This is a genomic window from Pseudomonas sp. Root329, assembly GCF_001424925.1.
Classification (GTDB): Bacteria; Pseudomonadota; Gammaproteobacteria; order Pseudomonadales; family Pseudomonadaceae; genus Aquipseudomonas; species Aquipseudomonas arabinosi.
The window spans coordinates 1-14,552 of record NZ_LMCV01000045.1; the positions used below are offsets into that span (position 1 = coordinate 1).

13 protein-coding genes are annotated in these 14,552 nt (G+C 60.9%); 2 read left to right on the plus strand and 11 right to left on the minus strand.

The window, feature by feature from the left end; genetic code table 11:
- Positions 1 to 359: 359 nt before the first annotated feature.
- The 9 genes from metC to ASC74_RS25525 all read right to left on the minus strand — a co-directional run bounded on the left by metC (position 360) and on the right by ASC74_RS25525 (position 10,551).
- A complete protein-coding gene (gene metC, locus ASC74_RS25485; protein ID WP_056745070.1) occupies positions 360 to 3,113 on the minus strand; it encodes a cystathionine beta-lyase in 2,754 nt (917 codons plus the stop codon).
- A gap of 98 nt (positions 3,114 to 3,211) precedes the next feature.
- Positions 3,212 to 3,808, minus strand: a complete 597-nt coding sequence (locus ASC74_RS25490) for a hypothetical protein (protein WP_056745071.1) — start codon at positions 3,806 to 3,808, stop codon at positions 3,212 to 3,214.
- A gap of 17 nt (positions 3,809 to 3,825) precedes the next feature.
- Positions 3,826 to 4,662 (minus strand): amino acid ABC transporter ATP-binding protein, encoded by an 837-nt coding sequence (locus ASC74_RS25495; protein WP_056745073.1) that lies wholly within the window; start codon positions 4,660 to 4,662, stop codon positions 3,826 to 3,828.
- Positions 4,649 to 5,437: an amino acid ABC transporter permease gene (locus ASC74_RS25500; RefSeq protein WP_056745075.1), complete on the minus strand. Its 789-nt coding sequence runs from the start codon at positions 5,435 to 5,437 to the stop codon at positions 4,649 to 4,651. The genes ASC74_RS25495 and ASC74_RS25500 overlap by 14 nt, the downstream gene beginning before the upstream one ends.
- Positions 5,427 to 6,161 (minus strand): amino acid ABC transporter permease, encoded by a 735-nt coding sequence (locus tag ASC74_RS25505; protein ID WP_056745077.1) that lies wholly within the window; start codon positions 6,159 to 6,161, stop codon positions 5,427 to 5,429. The genes ASC74_RS25500 and ASC74_RS25505 overlap by 11 nt, the downstream gene beginning before the upstream one ends.
- Positions 6,158 to 7,369, minus strand: coding sequence for an aminotransferase class I/II-fold pyridoxal phosphate-dependent enzyme (locus ASC74_RS25510; protein WP_056745079.1), 1,212 nt, complete (start codon positions 7,367 to 7,369; stop codon positions 6,158 to 6,160). Before ASC74_RS25510 ends, ASC74_RS25505 begins: the two co-directional genes overlap by 4 nt.
- The gene (locus ASC74_RS25515; RefSeq protein ID WP_056745081.1) at positions 7,366 to 8,790 is read right to left on the minus strand and encodes an FAD-binding oxidoreductase; all 1,425 of its coding nucleotides are present in this window, start codon (positions 8,788 to 8,790) and stop codon (positions 7,366 to 7,368) included. Before ASC74_RS25515 ends, ASC74_RS25510 begins: the two co-directional genes overlap by 4 nt.
- The gene (locus tag ASC74_RS25520) at positions 8,787 to 9,638 is read right to left on the minus strand and encodes a transporter substrate-binding domain-containing protein (RefSeq protein ID WP_056745083.1); all 852 of its coding nucleotides are present in this window, start codon (positions 9,636 to 9,638) and stop codon (positions 8,787 to 8,789) included. Before ASC74_RS25520 ends, ASC74_RS25515 begins: the two co-directional genes overlap by 4 nt.
- A 70-nt stretch (positions 9,639 to 9,708) precedes the next feature.
- On the minus strand, positions 9,709 to 10,551 hold the full coding sequence (locus tag ASC74_RS25525) for a transporter substrate-binding domain-containing protein (protein WP_056745085.1): 843 nt from the start codon (positions 10,549 to 10,551) through the stop codon (positions 9,709 to 9,711).
- Between the two features lie 252 nt (positions 10,552 to 10,803).
- Here ASC74_RS25525 and ASC74_RS25530 point away from each other — a divergent pair, with 252 nt between their 5' ends.
- Positions 10,804 to 11,673 carry a LysR substrate-binding domain-containing protein gene (locus tag ASC74_RS25530; protein ID WP_056745087.1) on the plus strand — a complete coding sequence of 290 codons (870 nt, stop codon included), beginning with the start codon at positions 10,804 to 10,806 and terminating at the stop codon, positions 11,671 to 11,673.
- Between the two features lie 35 nt (positions 11,674 to 11,708).
- Here the strand turns inward: ASC74_RS25530 and ASC74_RS25535 are convergent, their stop codons facing one another.
- Both ASC74_RS25535 and ASC74_RS25540 read right to left on the minus strand, forming a co-directional pair.
- Positions 11,709 to 11,924, minus strand: coding sequence for a TOBE domain-containing protein (locus tag ASC74_RS25535; protein ID WP_008145745.1), 216 nt, complete (start codon positions 11,922 to 11,924; stop codon positions 11,709 to 11,711).
- Between the two features lie 136 nt (positions 11,925 to 12,060).
- Positions 12,061 to 13,323 (minus strand): OprD family porin, encoded by a 1,263-nt coding sequence (locus ASC74_RS25540; protein WP_056745434.1) that lies wholly within the window; start codon positions 13,321 to 13,323, stop codon positions 12,061 to 12,063.
- A gap of 266 nt (positions 13,324 to 13,589) precedes the next feature.
- On the opposite strand from ASC74_RS25540, the gene ASC74_RS25545 reads away from it, so the two are divergent.
- Positions 13,590 to 14,537 (plus strand): LysR family transcriptional regulator, encoded by a 948-nt coding sequence (locus tag ASC74_RS25545; protein WP_056745089.1) that lies wholly within the window; start codon positions 13,590 to 13,592, stop codon positions 14,535 to 14,537.
- Positions 14,538 to 14,552 lie beyond the last annotated feature (15 nt).

Genomic DNA, 14,552 nt, shown 5'->3' on the forward strand with positions numbered 1-14,552 from the left:
CCCCCGGCCATGGATGGCCGATGGCGGCGGGCCCACGGAGCAGGACCGGAGCGAGGGCATGCCGAGCCTAGGCGAGGCACCGAACGTCAGGGGCAAGAGCCCTTGGTTACTTGAGGCTTTTCCAAGTGACCCGCTGTAAGAGCGGAACCATAAGCAGCCGTGACCGCAGAAACGGATATGCACACAAAAAACAAAACACAGGTCAGCCACCTCGCTCTTGATCCACCGCCCCTCTCTACGCATATGTGTGCCTGGAAACACCGAGCTTAAGTGAACAGCATCACACTCAGTGAGCGGCGTTTTTTATGAGTTCTGCTGGAATAACGAATAGGCACCCTTTCAACTGTTGGCGGTGGAACCTAGTTATCCATAGCTGCAAACCCGCGCTGCAGGTCCTCAATCAACGCCTCGACATCCTCAAGCCCGACATGCAACCGCAACACCGGATTCAACGAACGATCCGCAACACTGTCGCGATCCGTGGTATCGGCGACGGTGACCAGGCTTTCATAACCGCCCCAGGAAGCGCCGAGCCCAAACAACTGCAGCGAATCAATAAAGCGTTCGACGTAGGTCGGGTCCGCATCACGCAGCTCGAAGGACAGCAAACCATTGCTGCCATTGAAGTCGCGCTGCCACAAGGCGTGACCGGGATGCTCGGGCAACGCTGGATGGAACACCCGTTTCACCTGCGGTTGCGCTTGCAGCCAATGAGCGATTTGCAAGGCCTGGCGCTCGTGCACTTCCAGTCGCGGCGCCAGTGTTCGCGCGCCGCGCAGCACCAGATAGGCGTCGTCGGGGCTGACGGTGGCGCCAAAGGTGTCGCCCATGGACGCCAGTGGCTGCCACACGTCTTGTTGGGTGCAGACGCTGCCCATGACCACATCGCTGTGGCCGCACAGGTACTTGGTCAACGCCATGATCGAGATGTCCGCGCCGAGGGTCAGCGGTCGGTACAGGTAACCCGAGCCCCAGGTGTTGTCGACGGCCAGGAGAATGCCTCGCGTTTTGCACAGGGCAGCGATGGCCGGCAAGTCGCAGAGCTCATACAGCAAGGAGCCCGGCACTTCGGTGTAGACCATTTTGGTGTTGGCTTGCAGTTGCGCATGCAGGCCACTGCCATCAGGCGCGAAGTAGCCGACCTGAATGCCGAACGGCTCGAGAAACTCCCGGGCCAGCCGTCTCACGGGCGCGTAGACCGCGTCGCTGATCAGTATGTGATCGCCGGGCCGCAGGTAGGCCAGGAAGGTCTGCGCGATCGCCGCCAGCCCGGTGCCGAACAAGCGGGTGCGGTAACCGCCCTCCAGCTCCGTCACCAGATCTTCCAGGGCGAAGGCCGTCGGATTGCCTCGGGCGCCATAGCTCAAGACCCGCTCACTATCACGGCGAGCACGGGCGTCGCGCATTTGCGCCAGGTTATCGAACAGCACCGTGCTCAACCGCGTGACCGGCACGTTGACTGCCCGACCGCCACCGCCCTGCTCGGTACGCGCCGAATGGACCAGACGCGTACGCACCCGGGCGTCGCGGGGCACTGTGACGCGCAGCGGCTTGAGACTGGCGATCTCGTCGTCGCTCATCTGCGCCAACAAACCGATTTCCCAGGCCAGGTACTGACGCGCCGCGTCCTTGTTGCCGGCGTGACGGTCGTGGGTGAAGAACAGAAAATCGATGCACTGCTGATCGGAAGGCGTGGTCGGATTTTCCTGCACCGCGAACCCTTCTGCGCGCCAGGCATCGATCCCGCCGTCCAGCAGCCGGACTTGAAGGCGCTGATTTTCCGGCAGCTCCTGCGCCGCGAAAGCAGCCAGCCGCGGATCATCGGCGACCAACACCAGTGGCCGTTGCTCACCGGTCACTTCAGACGCCAGCAACGAGCGAATCGACCAGCGCGACCCGGCGATATTCCCCTTGCGGAAGGTCATGCTCGGTCGCAGGTCAATCAGTGCGACCGCGTCATCCTTCAGCGCGTCGGCCAAGGCCCGCGCCGTGATCGATGGCAACGCCTCGTGAGCGATCACCTCAAACGCGGGCAACACCAGATCACTGCTCACGCCGCCTGCCAGCACATACGCCTCATGCCCCAACTGTCGAAGCCAACTGGCAACAATCGGTGCGCGCACGCCATCACTGTCGAGCAGCACCAACCGCGCCTGACGCACGCCGATATACAGATCGGTGGATTGAATCAACTGCCCGCCCGGCGTGTGTTGCGCACCCGGCAGACTGCCCGCAGCAAACTCCTCGGCAGTGCGCACATCGCATAAAAACAGGCTGCGCCCGGCCTCCCTGGCCCATTGCTCGACCTGCCCAGCCTCAACGGTCTTCACACCAGCCCGCTCCGCCAGTTGCGCAGCAGCGAGTCGCTGCCCCGGCAACGGGCCAGACGACACCACCTCGGCGTAACGTCGGATGCTGCCATGCTCCAGCTGAAAATCTTCCAGATACCAACCCTGGGTGCCGTTCTCCAACGCGTAGACCGGATTCTTCAGCCCCAGATTGATCAACGTCTGGGCCCCGATAATGCTGCGGGTCCGACCGGCACAATTGACCACGATCGGGGTGCTTTCGTCCGGCACCAGATCGTGGACGCGATAACCCAGTTCACCATTCGGGCAGCACACCGAACCAGGAATGGTCATCTTGCGGTACTCATCGAACGGCCGACCGTCGAGCACCACCAGCGGCTCGCCTCGCTCTTGCCATTCGGCCAGTTGCTGCGCGGTGACATGCGGCGTATGGCTGGCCTCTTCGACCAATTCACCGAAGGCCTTGGAAGGCACATGCACCCCGGCAAACAGCTGGAACCCGGCAGCCTGCCAGCCATCGGCACCGCCCTCGAGCACATGCACGTGGCCATATCCGAGCGCCCGCAGACGCTGAGCAGAACGCGCCGCGACATCCCCGCCGTCCTGGTCGTAGATCACCAGCCGAACCTGGGGATTCGGCGCCAGACGCCGGACCTCCAGCTCCAGACGGCTGTAGGGCAAATTCACCCCGAAAAACAGGTGAGCTTCGCCATATTGGCCGTGCTCGCGCACGTCAAACAGGGCAATTTCCTGCCCGTCGAACAGCCACTGCTGCAGTTGCCCTGGAGTTACGGTCTGGCTCATGGGAGTCCCGTTTGAAAAAAGAGTTATTGAAGCGCCAGAGAGCGCTCATTGGCCGCGACTTCCCGGCCCTTCGCATGTGGGCCAGTAATACAGATCGATCATGCGTAGGCCTTGATCGACGGCGCCATTTGCGAGGCGTTGTAATTGAGGATGCGCCCGTCGGCTTCCACGCCGTAACGGCCATTGAGGGACTCCAGCGGCAAACCGTACAGGTGGAAATGCAGGGTCGCCTGCTCGCCTTCGACACGAATGCCATGCAGGTCTTCGCCGAGAAACGAGATGGAGGTGCCGGGTTGCACGATCACTTGTTTTTCCAGGTGCAAGGTGGTGAAACCGGGCTCGCGGCCTTCGTCGTCTCGACGGTAGACGTAGTTGATTTCCTGGCCTTCGACCGCGCTGATGATCGCCCAGGTTTCATGGTTATGCGGGATCGTACTTTTGCCCGGCAACAACGAGTTCAGGTACAGCGTCGGCGTGTCGCCGTCGTCATTGAGACGGTAGCGGAACGCGGTGCTGCCCTGCCCCGGCACCGGCGCGGGGAACTCGTCGAAATTGAACAGATCGCGGCGCTCGGCCAGGACTTCAAGCAAGGAAACGATTTCCACCAGCGCGGCGCGGTCGACGCCCCGTTGATGGATGACGCGGATTTTCTTCAGGAAATCCTCGATGACGGCGGCACGGTTAACGGTACTCATGAACAGGCTCCTCGGTATTAGACGGACAGGCTGTAGCGACCCAGGTTGGTCAACAGATACGGATCATTGGCGATGGGCGGCCGGCGCCCCGGATCACCCAGGGCGTGACGCAAAAACTCCTGGGTGCGCTCGCTGGTGGGGTGCTGAAAGATTTGCGCGGCGCTGCCGTGCTCGACGATCACGCCGTTCTCGGTGAAGTAGACGATGTCGCTGATCTCTTCGGCGAAACGCATTTCGTGGGTGACCAGCACGCAGGTCATGCCCTCTTCGGTCAGCTCGCGAATCACCGTCAGCACTTCGCCGACGGTCTCCGGATCGAGGGCCGAGGTCACCTCATCAAACAGAATCAGTTCCGGACGCATCGCCAGGGCGCGGGCAATCGCCACCCGTTGTTGCTGACCGCCCGAGAGCTGGCCCGGATAGGCATCAGCCTTGTGTTCCATCCGCACCTTGGCCAACAAGGCGCGGGCGTCTTTCTCGGCGTCGATCCGGTTGCGCCCCAGCACCTTGCGCGGGGCAATCACCAGGTTCTCCAGTACCGACAAATGCGGGAACAGGTTGTATTGCTGGAACACAAACCCGACGCGCTTGCGCAATTCGATGCGCTGGGCTTCCTGGGCCAGGGTGTGAACCTCGGTCGTACCGACGCGGATGCTGCCGCGCTGGGGCTGCAACAGGCCGGTAATGCAGCGCAGGATGGTCGATTTGCCTGAGCCGGACGGGCCGATGATTGACACGGCCTGGCCGCGATGCACATCAAGGTCGATGCCTTTGAGCACCGGGTTAGTGCCAAACGACAGGTGCAGGTCGCGCAGACTGACCAGGGGCTCGGCGACGGTTTCAGTAGAAGGCATAACGTCGCTCCAGGCGTTGGGTGAGTCGGGAAATCGGGTAGCAATAGGCAAAGAACAGCACCAACAGGCTCAGGTAAATCACCACGGTGAAGCCGGTCATGTTCACGGTGTTGCTGGCGATTTGCGCGGTGTCGATCACGTCATGCACGCCCACCAGGGACGCCAGCGCGGTGCCCATGGTGATCACCGCGTAAAGGTTCATCCACGGCGGCAACATGCGCTTGAAGCACTGCGGCAGGATGATCGAACGGAAAATCTGTCCGCGAGTGAACGCCAGGGAACGTGCGGCTTCCCATTGGGTGCTGGGGATCGAGGCAATGGCGCCACGGAAGATTTCCGCGACGTTGGCACTCGCCGGCAACGCCAGGCCGAGGGTGACCTTGACCCAGTCCGGGAACGAGACATAGGCGCTGCCGATGTGGATCTCGAACGGGAACACATAGGTGGTGAAATAGATCAGCACCAACCACGGCGCATTGCGGAAAATCTGCACCCATATCCGTGCCGGCAAACGCAGCAGTCGCAGCGGGGACAGCGCCAACGCGCCGACCAACAGCCCCAGCAACGACCCCAGGCCGATGGCGACGAGGCTGATCAGAATGTTCTGACCAAAGCCCACGGCCAAGGCCGGCGACCATTGCAGCAAGGCCATGAACACCGGGCTGTGCGGGGCGACATACACCAGCCACAGCACGACACACATCAACAACAGCAGCTTGCCGACATGCCGCCGAGGCCAGGCCACCGGGGCGGTGACGGACGATTCAATGGCCATAGCCGGGCATCCTCAGGCGCGCTTCAAGGTAGCGCCCCACGCAATTGACGATAAAACTCAGCAGGCCGAAAAAGCTCAGGATCAGAATCATCAGCTCCAGCACGTTGTCGCTCTGGGTCCAGATCATGATCGCCGCGTAAGTGATGTCCCCCACGGCAATCGCCGAGGCCACGGCCGTCATTTTCACCAGGTCGATCAGGTTGTTGATCAGCGACGGCAAGGCAAAACGCAGGGCCAATGGCAGCTGCACATTCCACAGCAACTGACGGCTGCTGAACGCCAGTGAACTGGCCGCTTCCAGCGTCACGGTCGGCACCGCCTCGATGCCGGCGCGCAAGGCTTCGGCATGGAACGCGCCCTTGTGCAACGAGATCACGATCACCACCCAGGCGAACGGCGTCAGCGGGTTGGCCGCGCCGACAGCCTGTGTCAACAGCATGTTCAGCACCAGGAAGGCGCAATACAGCTGCACCAGGGTCGGTGTGTTGCGGGTGACCTCGACAAATATTCGGGCCGATTTTGCCAACCAGGGTTTTCCAGAGGTCAGCATCGCCGCCAATCCAACACCGGCCAGCAAGCTGCCGACAATGGTGAACAGGCAGAGCAGCACCGTGGTCAACGCGCCCTGCGCCAGGGTTCCGCGTTGGTAGGCGTCCAGCAGAAAACCGTAGTTCAGGCCGAACCCGGCAGTCCAGTGGACAAAAAGCTGCAGCCAATGACTCATGGTTCGCCCCGCAATTGCCCGCAGGCGTGAGCGATGCGACGCCCGGCTTCGGCAACGCTGTCGGTCGCCGTGGCGATGGACAGGCGAAACCACGGTGACAGGCCGTAAGCGCCGCCCGCCACACCGGCCACGCCCTCCTCCAGCAGATACGCCACGACATCGGTGTCGCTGTTGAGGCATACGCCATCCGGACGATAACGCCCCAGCAACCCGGCGCAGCGAACAAACACGAAGAAGCCGCCTTGGGGTTCCAGCACTTCAAGACCGTCCACGTCGCGTAAGGCGCTCACCAGTAAATCCCGGCGTTGCTGATAGGCCGCCACCTGCTCCGGCAAGAAGTCCAGGCCACCCTCGAAGGCCGCCAACGCAGCAGCCTGTCCTACCGAAGATGCTCCCGACGTAGATTGCGACTGCACGACTGCCATGGCGTTGGTCAGCACTTGCGGCCCGGCACCGAAACCGATGCGCCAGCCGGTCATCGCGTACGTCTTGGACACACCGCCCACCAGCAGGCAGCGCGGTTGCAAGTCCGGCGCGACATTGAGCAGGCTCTGCGCCGGCTGGCCGTCAAAGCGGATATGTTCGTAGAGTTCATCCAACAGAATCAGCACCTGCGGATGGCGACGCAGCACCTCGGCCAAGGCTTGCAGCTCGGCCACGCTGTACACCGCGCCGCTGGGGTTGCCGGGGCCATTGAGGATCAGCCAGCGAGTCCGCTCGCCGATGTGTTGGGCCAGCTGTTCTGCGGTGAGCTTGCAGCCCTGCGCCAGTGCGCACTCGATAAACACCGGCTCGCCGCCATTGAAGCGCACGCTGTCCGGGAAGGACGGCCAGTACGGCGTCGGCACCAGCACTTCATCGCCGTCGTCGAGGGTCGCGGCGAAGGCGTTGAAGATGATCTGCTTCGCCCCGTTGGCAATCACGATCGATTCCAGCGGATAGTCCAGACGGTTTTCCTGCTGGAGTTTGCGTTGCACGGCGACACGCAAGGCTTTTACGCCCGGCGTCGGGGTGTACTTGGTGGCACCGGCGGCGATGGCGGCATAAGCAGCCTGTTTGATGTGCTCGGGGGTGTCGAAATCCGGCTCGCCGGTGGTCAGGTCGAGGATGTCGCGACCGGCATCACGCAACGCCGTGGCCTGGGATTTGGCGGCGGCATTGGCCGACAGCGAGACGCGCTGCACGCGTTTGGACAGGCGAAGACTCATGACTGAATCACCTCCAATACCTTGCCCGGATTGAGCAGGTTTTTTGGGTCCAGCGCCTGCTTGATGCGACGCATCAGGTCCAGCTCCACCGGACTTTTGTAGCGCCCGAGCATGTCCCGTTTGCGCTGGCCGGTGCCGTGCTCGGCACTGATGGAGCCACCGTGGGCGTGGGCGCTGTCATGAACCAGCAGGCTGAGCGCCGCGTAATGGGCCATGTGCGCCTCGACCGTCGAATCAAGCGGATGAGCAACGTTGTAGTGCAGGTTGCCGTCGCCCAAATGGCCGAAGGTGAAGTGACGGACACCGGGAAAATGCGCCTGCAACAACGCATCGGAGTGGGCGACAAACGCCACGACCTGGGAAATCGGTACTGAAATGTCATGCTTCATGTTGCGACCAGCGCGCTTCTGCGCCTCGCTCATGTTCTCCCGCAACAGCCACAAGGCTTCGCTCTGGGCCAGGCTTTCGGCGATCAACGCATTGGCCAGCAACTCGCGTTCGAAGGCGTCCCCCAGCACTTCTTCAAAGGCTTGGCGGGCATGGGCTTCGCTGTGGTTGTCGGACAGTTCCAACAGCGCAAACCAAGGCTGATCAGCACCGAGAAAAGGTTGCGGACCTTGCGGAAATTGCTCGCGCAGCAGCGCGAGGCAGTCGGCACTGAGCAGTTCGAACGCGGTGAGGCTGGCACCGAAACCGGCGCGGGCATGGGACAGCAATTGCACCGCTTGGGCCAGAGAGTCGAAGGCCAGGAGTGCCGTCGCCTGCGCCTTGGGCAGCGGAAAGAGCTTCAGGGTCGCGGCGGTGATGATGCCGAGGGTGCCTTCGCTGCCGATATACAGGTCACGCAAGTCGTAGCCGGTGTTGTCCTTACGCAAGCCGCGCAGGCCATGCCAGATTTCGCCCTCGGCGGTGACCACTTCCAGGCCCAGGGTCAGCTCGCGAGTATTGCCATAACGCAGCACCGCGGTGCCGCCAGCATTGGTGCCCAGATTGCCGCCGATGGTGCAACTGCCTTCGGCGCCCAGACTCAGGGGAAACAAACGGCCGGCGTCACGAGCAACCTCCTGGACGGTTTGCAGAATGCAGCCCGCTTCGACGGTCAGGGTGTCGTTGTCGGTGTCCACCGTCCGCACACGATTCAGCCGATCGAGCAACAGCAACACCGCTCGGCCGCTGCCATCCGGGGTCGCGCCACCCATCAGTCCGGTATTGCCGCCCTGCACCACCACCGGCGTATCACTGGCCACACAGGCACGAACCACGGCCGCGACTTCTTCGGTGTTCGCCGGATGCACCGCAGCGATGACCTGCCCGACGTAACGACCCTGTTTGTCGGTCAGGTAGGACGCGGCCTCTTCGCTGCTCTGCACATGGCTGGGGCCGAGCAGTTGCTGCAAGGCCACAAACAATTGCCGACTCATGGTTGCGATGCCAGCGGAGTCGAGTTGCGGTACTGCTCATGCAGATCACGCAACGCTTGGGACGGCGTCATGCCGGTGCGCTCGCCCAGTTCGATCAGCCAGCCGCTGCGGTGCCAGTCGCGCACGATGGCATCGAGTTTCGCCTGGGTATCGTGCTCGCCTTTGCGCAGCCAGATCACCGAGTTCGACGGGATCAAATCACCCGGCAGCGGGATTTCATAATCAGCCCACTCGGCATCGCTCAGCAGCGCATGCATGGTCGGACTGACATGCACCGCCGCCACGCAACCATTGCCGCGCAGCGACAACAACGATTCGGATTGGCTGCGGAACGCCTTGATCTCTGCGCCGTAGGTTTCCTGCAAGGGCTTGATGAAGTTGCTGCCTTGGGACACGCACACCGGCTTGCCCTTGAGATCAGCCCATTGAGTCACGCCAGCGCCTTTGCGAATCAACGCGGCGCCGCCGACTTCTTCATAAGGTGTGGGCACGTAATCAAGAATCTCGCCGCGCTCTTCGGTGAACTGCATATTGGCGATCAGGATGTCGACCTTGCCCTGTTGCAGGAACTGCACGCGGTTGGGTGCCAGTACCGAAACGGTCTTCGCTTCGACGCCCAATGCCTTGGCGATGCCCTTGGCCAGTTCGACGTTGTAGCCCAGGTGTTCACCGGTCTTCGGGTCGATGGTGCCGAATGGCGGACCACTGAGAATCACCCCGACGCTGATGGCGTGGCGTTGCTCGATCTTGTCCAGCGTGGCATCGGCCTGGGCAAGGCTGGCGCCTAACGCGGCGGACCAGGCGAGGCAAAGCGTGGTCAGGCTTCTGGCGGAAAAATATCGGTTCATGCACGACTACCTTGAACGACCGCCCGGCAAAAGGACGGTCTGTTGAAAACGATGAGGTGGAGAACCGGGATCAGGCGCCGTTGGCCTGGAACTGTTTCTGCAGTTCCACCAGAGCGGGCGACGCGGGGGTGATGTGGTTGCGGGTCTGGGCCTCAATCAACCAGCCGCTGCGGTGCAGCTCCTTGATGATCGGATCGAGCTTGGCCTGGGTATCGCGTTCTCCGGGACGGGTCCAGATCACCGACGGCGCGGGATTGAGTTCAGGCGTAAGCGCGCGATAGCCCTGCCATTCGGCGGTGTCGGCGAGCAACGGATTGATCAGTGTGGCGTCATGCACCGCCGCGACGCAGTTGTTGCCGCGCAGGGCCAGCAAGGATTCCGAAGAGCTCTTGAAGGCTTTGATCTCGACGCCCAACTCGGTCAGCGGCTTGATGTAACTGCTGCCCTGGGAGGTGCAGACCGGCTGGTTTTTCAGGTCTTCCCAACGGGTGATCTTGCTGTCCTTGAGCACCGCTGCGGTTCCGCCTACGCGGTAGAACGGTGTCGGCACAAACCCGAGGATCTCGCCGCGTTCGGCCGTCCACTCCATGTTGGCAATCAGCAAATCGACTTTGCCCTGCTGCAAAAACTGCACGCGGTTGGCGGGCAATACCGGCACCAGCTCCACCTCGGCGCCCAGTTGCCGTCCCAGTTCCTGAGCGAGATCGACATTCAAACCGCGCGGCTTTTGGCTCGCTGGATCAATCCCGCCAAACGGGCCGCCGGACAGCAATACGCCGACCACCAGCACATGCCGTTGCTCGATCTTGTCCAAGGTTGCATCAGCCCGGGCACCGGTGCTGGCAACCAGCGAGATCAAGGCGCCCAGCATCACAGGCAACAATTGTTTAACGGCTGAGCACTTTTTCGACATGGATCTTCCCCTGATGATTGATCGGCGTACCCCGACCTGATGTGGAGGCATCCTAGGTACAGCCTTGAAGTAACGGAAATTCAAATATCTAATATCGTTATAACTTCCCGTATTCTCACCGGGAGCGCACTTCAACAAGACCCGTATTTACTGGCGCTAAAGTTCTAGAAGCGAAAAACCCAGCAAAAACACATAAATAAACGTAATGTTTATGTTTTCAGCCTTGATATAAAAACAGCCCCGGAATTGGCCATGCCGACCTCACCCACTCTCGATCTCGAATTACTGCGCACCTTCATTGCCGTGGTTGATCACCACAGTTTTGCCGAGGCCGGCGCGCAATTGGCCCGCACGCAATCGTCGGTCACCCAACACATGCAACGCCTGGAACAGCAAGTGGGGGTGAGCCTGTTCGAAAAGCGCGGGCGGCAAAAGCAACTCACCGAACCCGGCTTGCAGTTACTGCGTCATGCCCGGCAGATGCTGTCGCTCAACGACGATGCGCTGAACTCCCTGCGTGAAAGCAGCTTGAGCGGTGTGTTGCGCATCGGTTCGCCCCACGACATTGCCGACACCATCCTGCCGCCGATCCTCAGCCACATCGCCCGCTCGGCGCCGCGTTTGCGACTGGAAATCGATGTCGGGCGCAGCCCGTTTCTGATGGACGACTTGCACCGGGGCAAGGTCGACATGGTGATCTCCACCCGCCAGGACCCAAGCCTGGAAGGCTTCGCCTTACGCACTTCGCCGGTGTGGTGGATCTGCTCGGCGCAGTACATTCACAATCCCGGCGAACCGTTGCCACTGATCCTCGTGGATGAACCGAGTATCTACCGGCGCTATGCCCTGGAGGCGCTGGAACGCGCCAACATCAGTTGGCGCCAGGCGTACCTGGCGTCGAATCTGATTGGCATCAAGGCCGCGACCCGCGCAGGCCTGGGTGTCACCCCCCGAAGCATGGAGATGCTCGGTCCAGACATGCGCGTGCTGGGTGAAAATGACGGATTGCCGCGGCTGCCGGACGTGACCTACTACCTGTGGATCAGGCCCAACACCGCGAACTTGATTGCCCGAAAGGCCTATGACTTGATTCGTGCGAGCCAGGGGCTGTCCTTTTCCTGACGTGAGCGGCTCCGCGGATTCAAGCCCTGGCCATTTCAGAGCTTGGCGATCGAGACTTCTGTGGATTTGACGAAGGCAATCACCTCGCTCCCCACTTTCAATTCAAGATCGCGCACTGAACGGGTGGTGATCACCGAGGTGACGATGCCGGAGGCGGTTTGCACATCGATTTCGGAGACCACTTCGCCTGTCACAATTTCCTTGATGACACCCTTGAACTGGTTGCGGACGTTGATCGCTTTGATGGTCATGATGAGGCTTCCTGTCTGATGTCGAATACATCCGCACGGATGTGCAGGCCTTCAAAATGAACCTCACGAACAAATATTAAAAGGAATAAATATCGATTTGCTTATTCCTGAATCGAATATAAAGTCCACTCAGCATTTACCACAACGCCACGGTATAGCTTACGATCACGCGGTTCTCATCCAGGTCATTACCGAAGTTCGAACGCACTGACGCGTTACGCCATTTAACACCGAGCCCTTTCAAAGAACCGTCCTGTACCACGTAAGCGATATCGGTGTTGCGCTCCCATTCCTTGCCCTCACCCGGCGCAGTGCGTTGCACATTGTCGCCAGAGATGTAGCGCGTCATGAAGGTCAATCCCGGTACGCCGAGTGCGACAAAGTTGTAGTCGTAGCGCGCTTGCCAGGAATGTTCATCGATGTTGGCGAAGTCACCGATCTGCACGAAGTTGACCAGGTACGGATCGCTGCGCCCGATATACGGAAACGGATCGTCGCCGCTCATGCGCTGATAGCCAAAGCCCAACGCATGACCGCCCAGGCTATAGGTGAACATCGCACCGAAGGCCTGGTTATCGATATCTCGAAAGTTGCCGTCTTCGGTACTGCGCGCATAGCGCACGTCGCTCTTGAGCGACTGGCCGGCGCCCAGGTCCAGCGTGTGCACAAGCCCGAGGTAATTTTGCTGGTAGATGTTTTCCAGCTGGCCGTAGCGGTATTGCGCGGTCAGGTTCGGCAGGAACTGATAGTCAGCCCCGGCAAACTGAAACCTGTCGCTTTGCCCGCCAATACGGTTGGCGGTCATGTCTTGATAGTCGGTGGAGTCGACAAAATTGATCTGTGTGAGCTGACCGCCCGTGAGCTTCAAACGATCGATTTCCTGCACATTCACCAGCCCACCCTTGAACGTGCTCGGCAACAGGCGGGTATCGTTGGAATTCACCACCGGGTCCTTGATCTGCAACGTCCCGAACTTCAGGGTGCTGTTGGACACGCGCATTTTCGCTGTCAGGCCTAACTCGCCATAGCGATCCTGTGAGCCGCCGGACAAATCCGGTGGCAACAGATTAGTCCCCGCCGTCCCGCCACCGGAGTCCAGCTTGAAACCGGCCATGCCCAAAACATCCAGGCCAAACCCAAACGCTCCAGCGGTGTAACCCGACTCCATCCGCAACAGAAAACCCTGCGCCCACTCCTCGGCCTTGTCGCGCGAACCGTCCTGGCGAAAATCGCGGTTGAAGTAGAAGTTGCGCGCTTCCAGGCTGCCTTTACTGTCCGCGACGAAATCCGCCTGAGCGGTCGGTGCACAGAGCAGACCCAGGCCGAGCAATGTACCAACCGGGGCGTACCCATTGAATGGGCGGGTGCGACCCACTTTTGAAGGCACGTGGACAGTCATGATTTTTCCCATGGAAGAGGTTCCTGCGACAGCAAGCGAAGATGACGGACACGCCTCATTGTTTTTTTGTGGAGGCGTTGTCGTGGGGGGCGGACGCAGCGACCTGCGTCGTGGAGCGGATTCTTCGTGCCGGAGCAGAACGGCGTCAAACGGGAAAAAGACGAGGTTATGCATAAGAAAATTTGATGCCCGCGATGGCGAACTCTGGAGTAACAATTGCAACTCGCCCCTTCATTACAAGAGCCATAAGCGCCAAGGGAACCGCCATGAACCTCAAATTCCTCGAAACCTTCGTCTGGGTCGCCCGCCTGCAAAGCTTCAGCCTGACCGCCGAGAAGATGTTCAGCACTCAGGCAGCGATCTCCAGCCGGATCGCCGCGCTGGAAGATGAGTTGGGACTGCGCCTGTTCGTGCGCGATTCACGCGGGGTGTCGCTGACGCCCGAAGGTCTCAAGGTGCTCGACTACGCCGAGCAGATGCTCGAGGTTCAGCGCGCACTGAAACACTCGCTTGACAACACCAGTCCGCAGCAGGGGCTGGTGCGCATCGGCGTGATGGATACGGTGATTCACACCTGGCTCAGCCCGTTGATGTCGACCCTGATGCAGACCTTCCCCGCCGTGGAAATCGAGATCACTGCCGACACCGCGCGCAATCTCTGCGAGCAACTGCAAAAGGGCTATCTGGACATCGTTTTCCAGACGGACCTGATCCGCCACGAAAGCGTGCGCAACCTTGAGCTGGCGCATTACCCCATGCACTGGATCGCCGCCAGCAATTCGATCTACGCCCGGCCTTATGCCTCGCTCACCGAGATGGCCGGTGAGCGCATCATCACCTTCGTCAAACACTCTCGACCGCATCAGGATGTACTCAACCTGTTGCACGCCCATGGCATCAGCACACCGCGCGTCAGTTGCGTCAACTCGGTGTCGGCCATGACCCGGCTGATTCGTGACGGCTTCGGTATCGGCGCCTTGCCGGCGGCACTGGTGGCCAAACCCCTGGCCAGCGGCGAGTTGATCCAGCTGGATCCCGGCAGCCGCTTGCCGCAACTGGATGTCGTGGCCTCGTGGCGTGCGGGGGCTGGGCTGGAACTGATCGAGAACATCATCGAGATGAGCCGCCAGGTGGTCTGCCAATACGCGGCGGATGTCGGTCCGCTACTCATGGTCGCGGCACCGGGCCTCGACAGCCGACTGCCCCCTGAATAACTTTTAGTTGTCTGG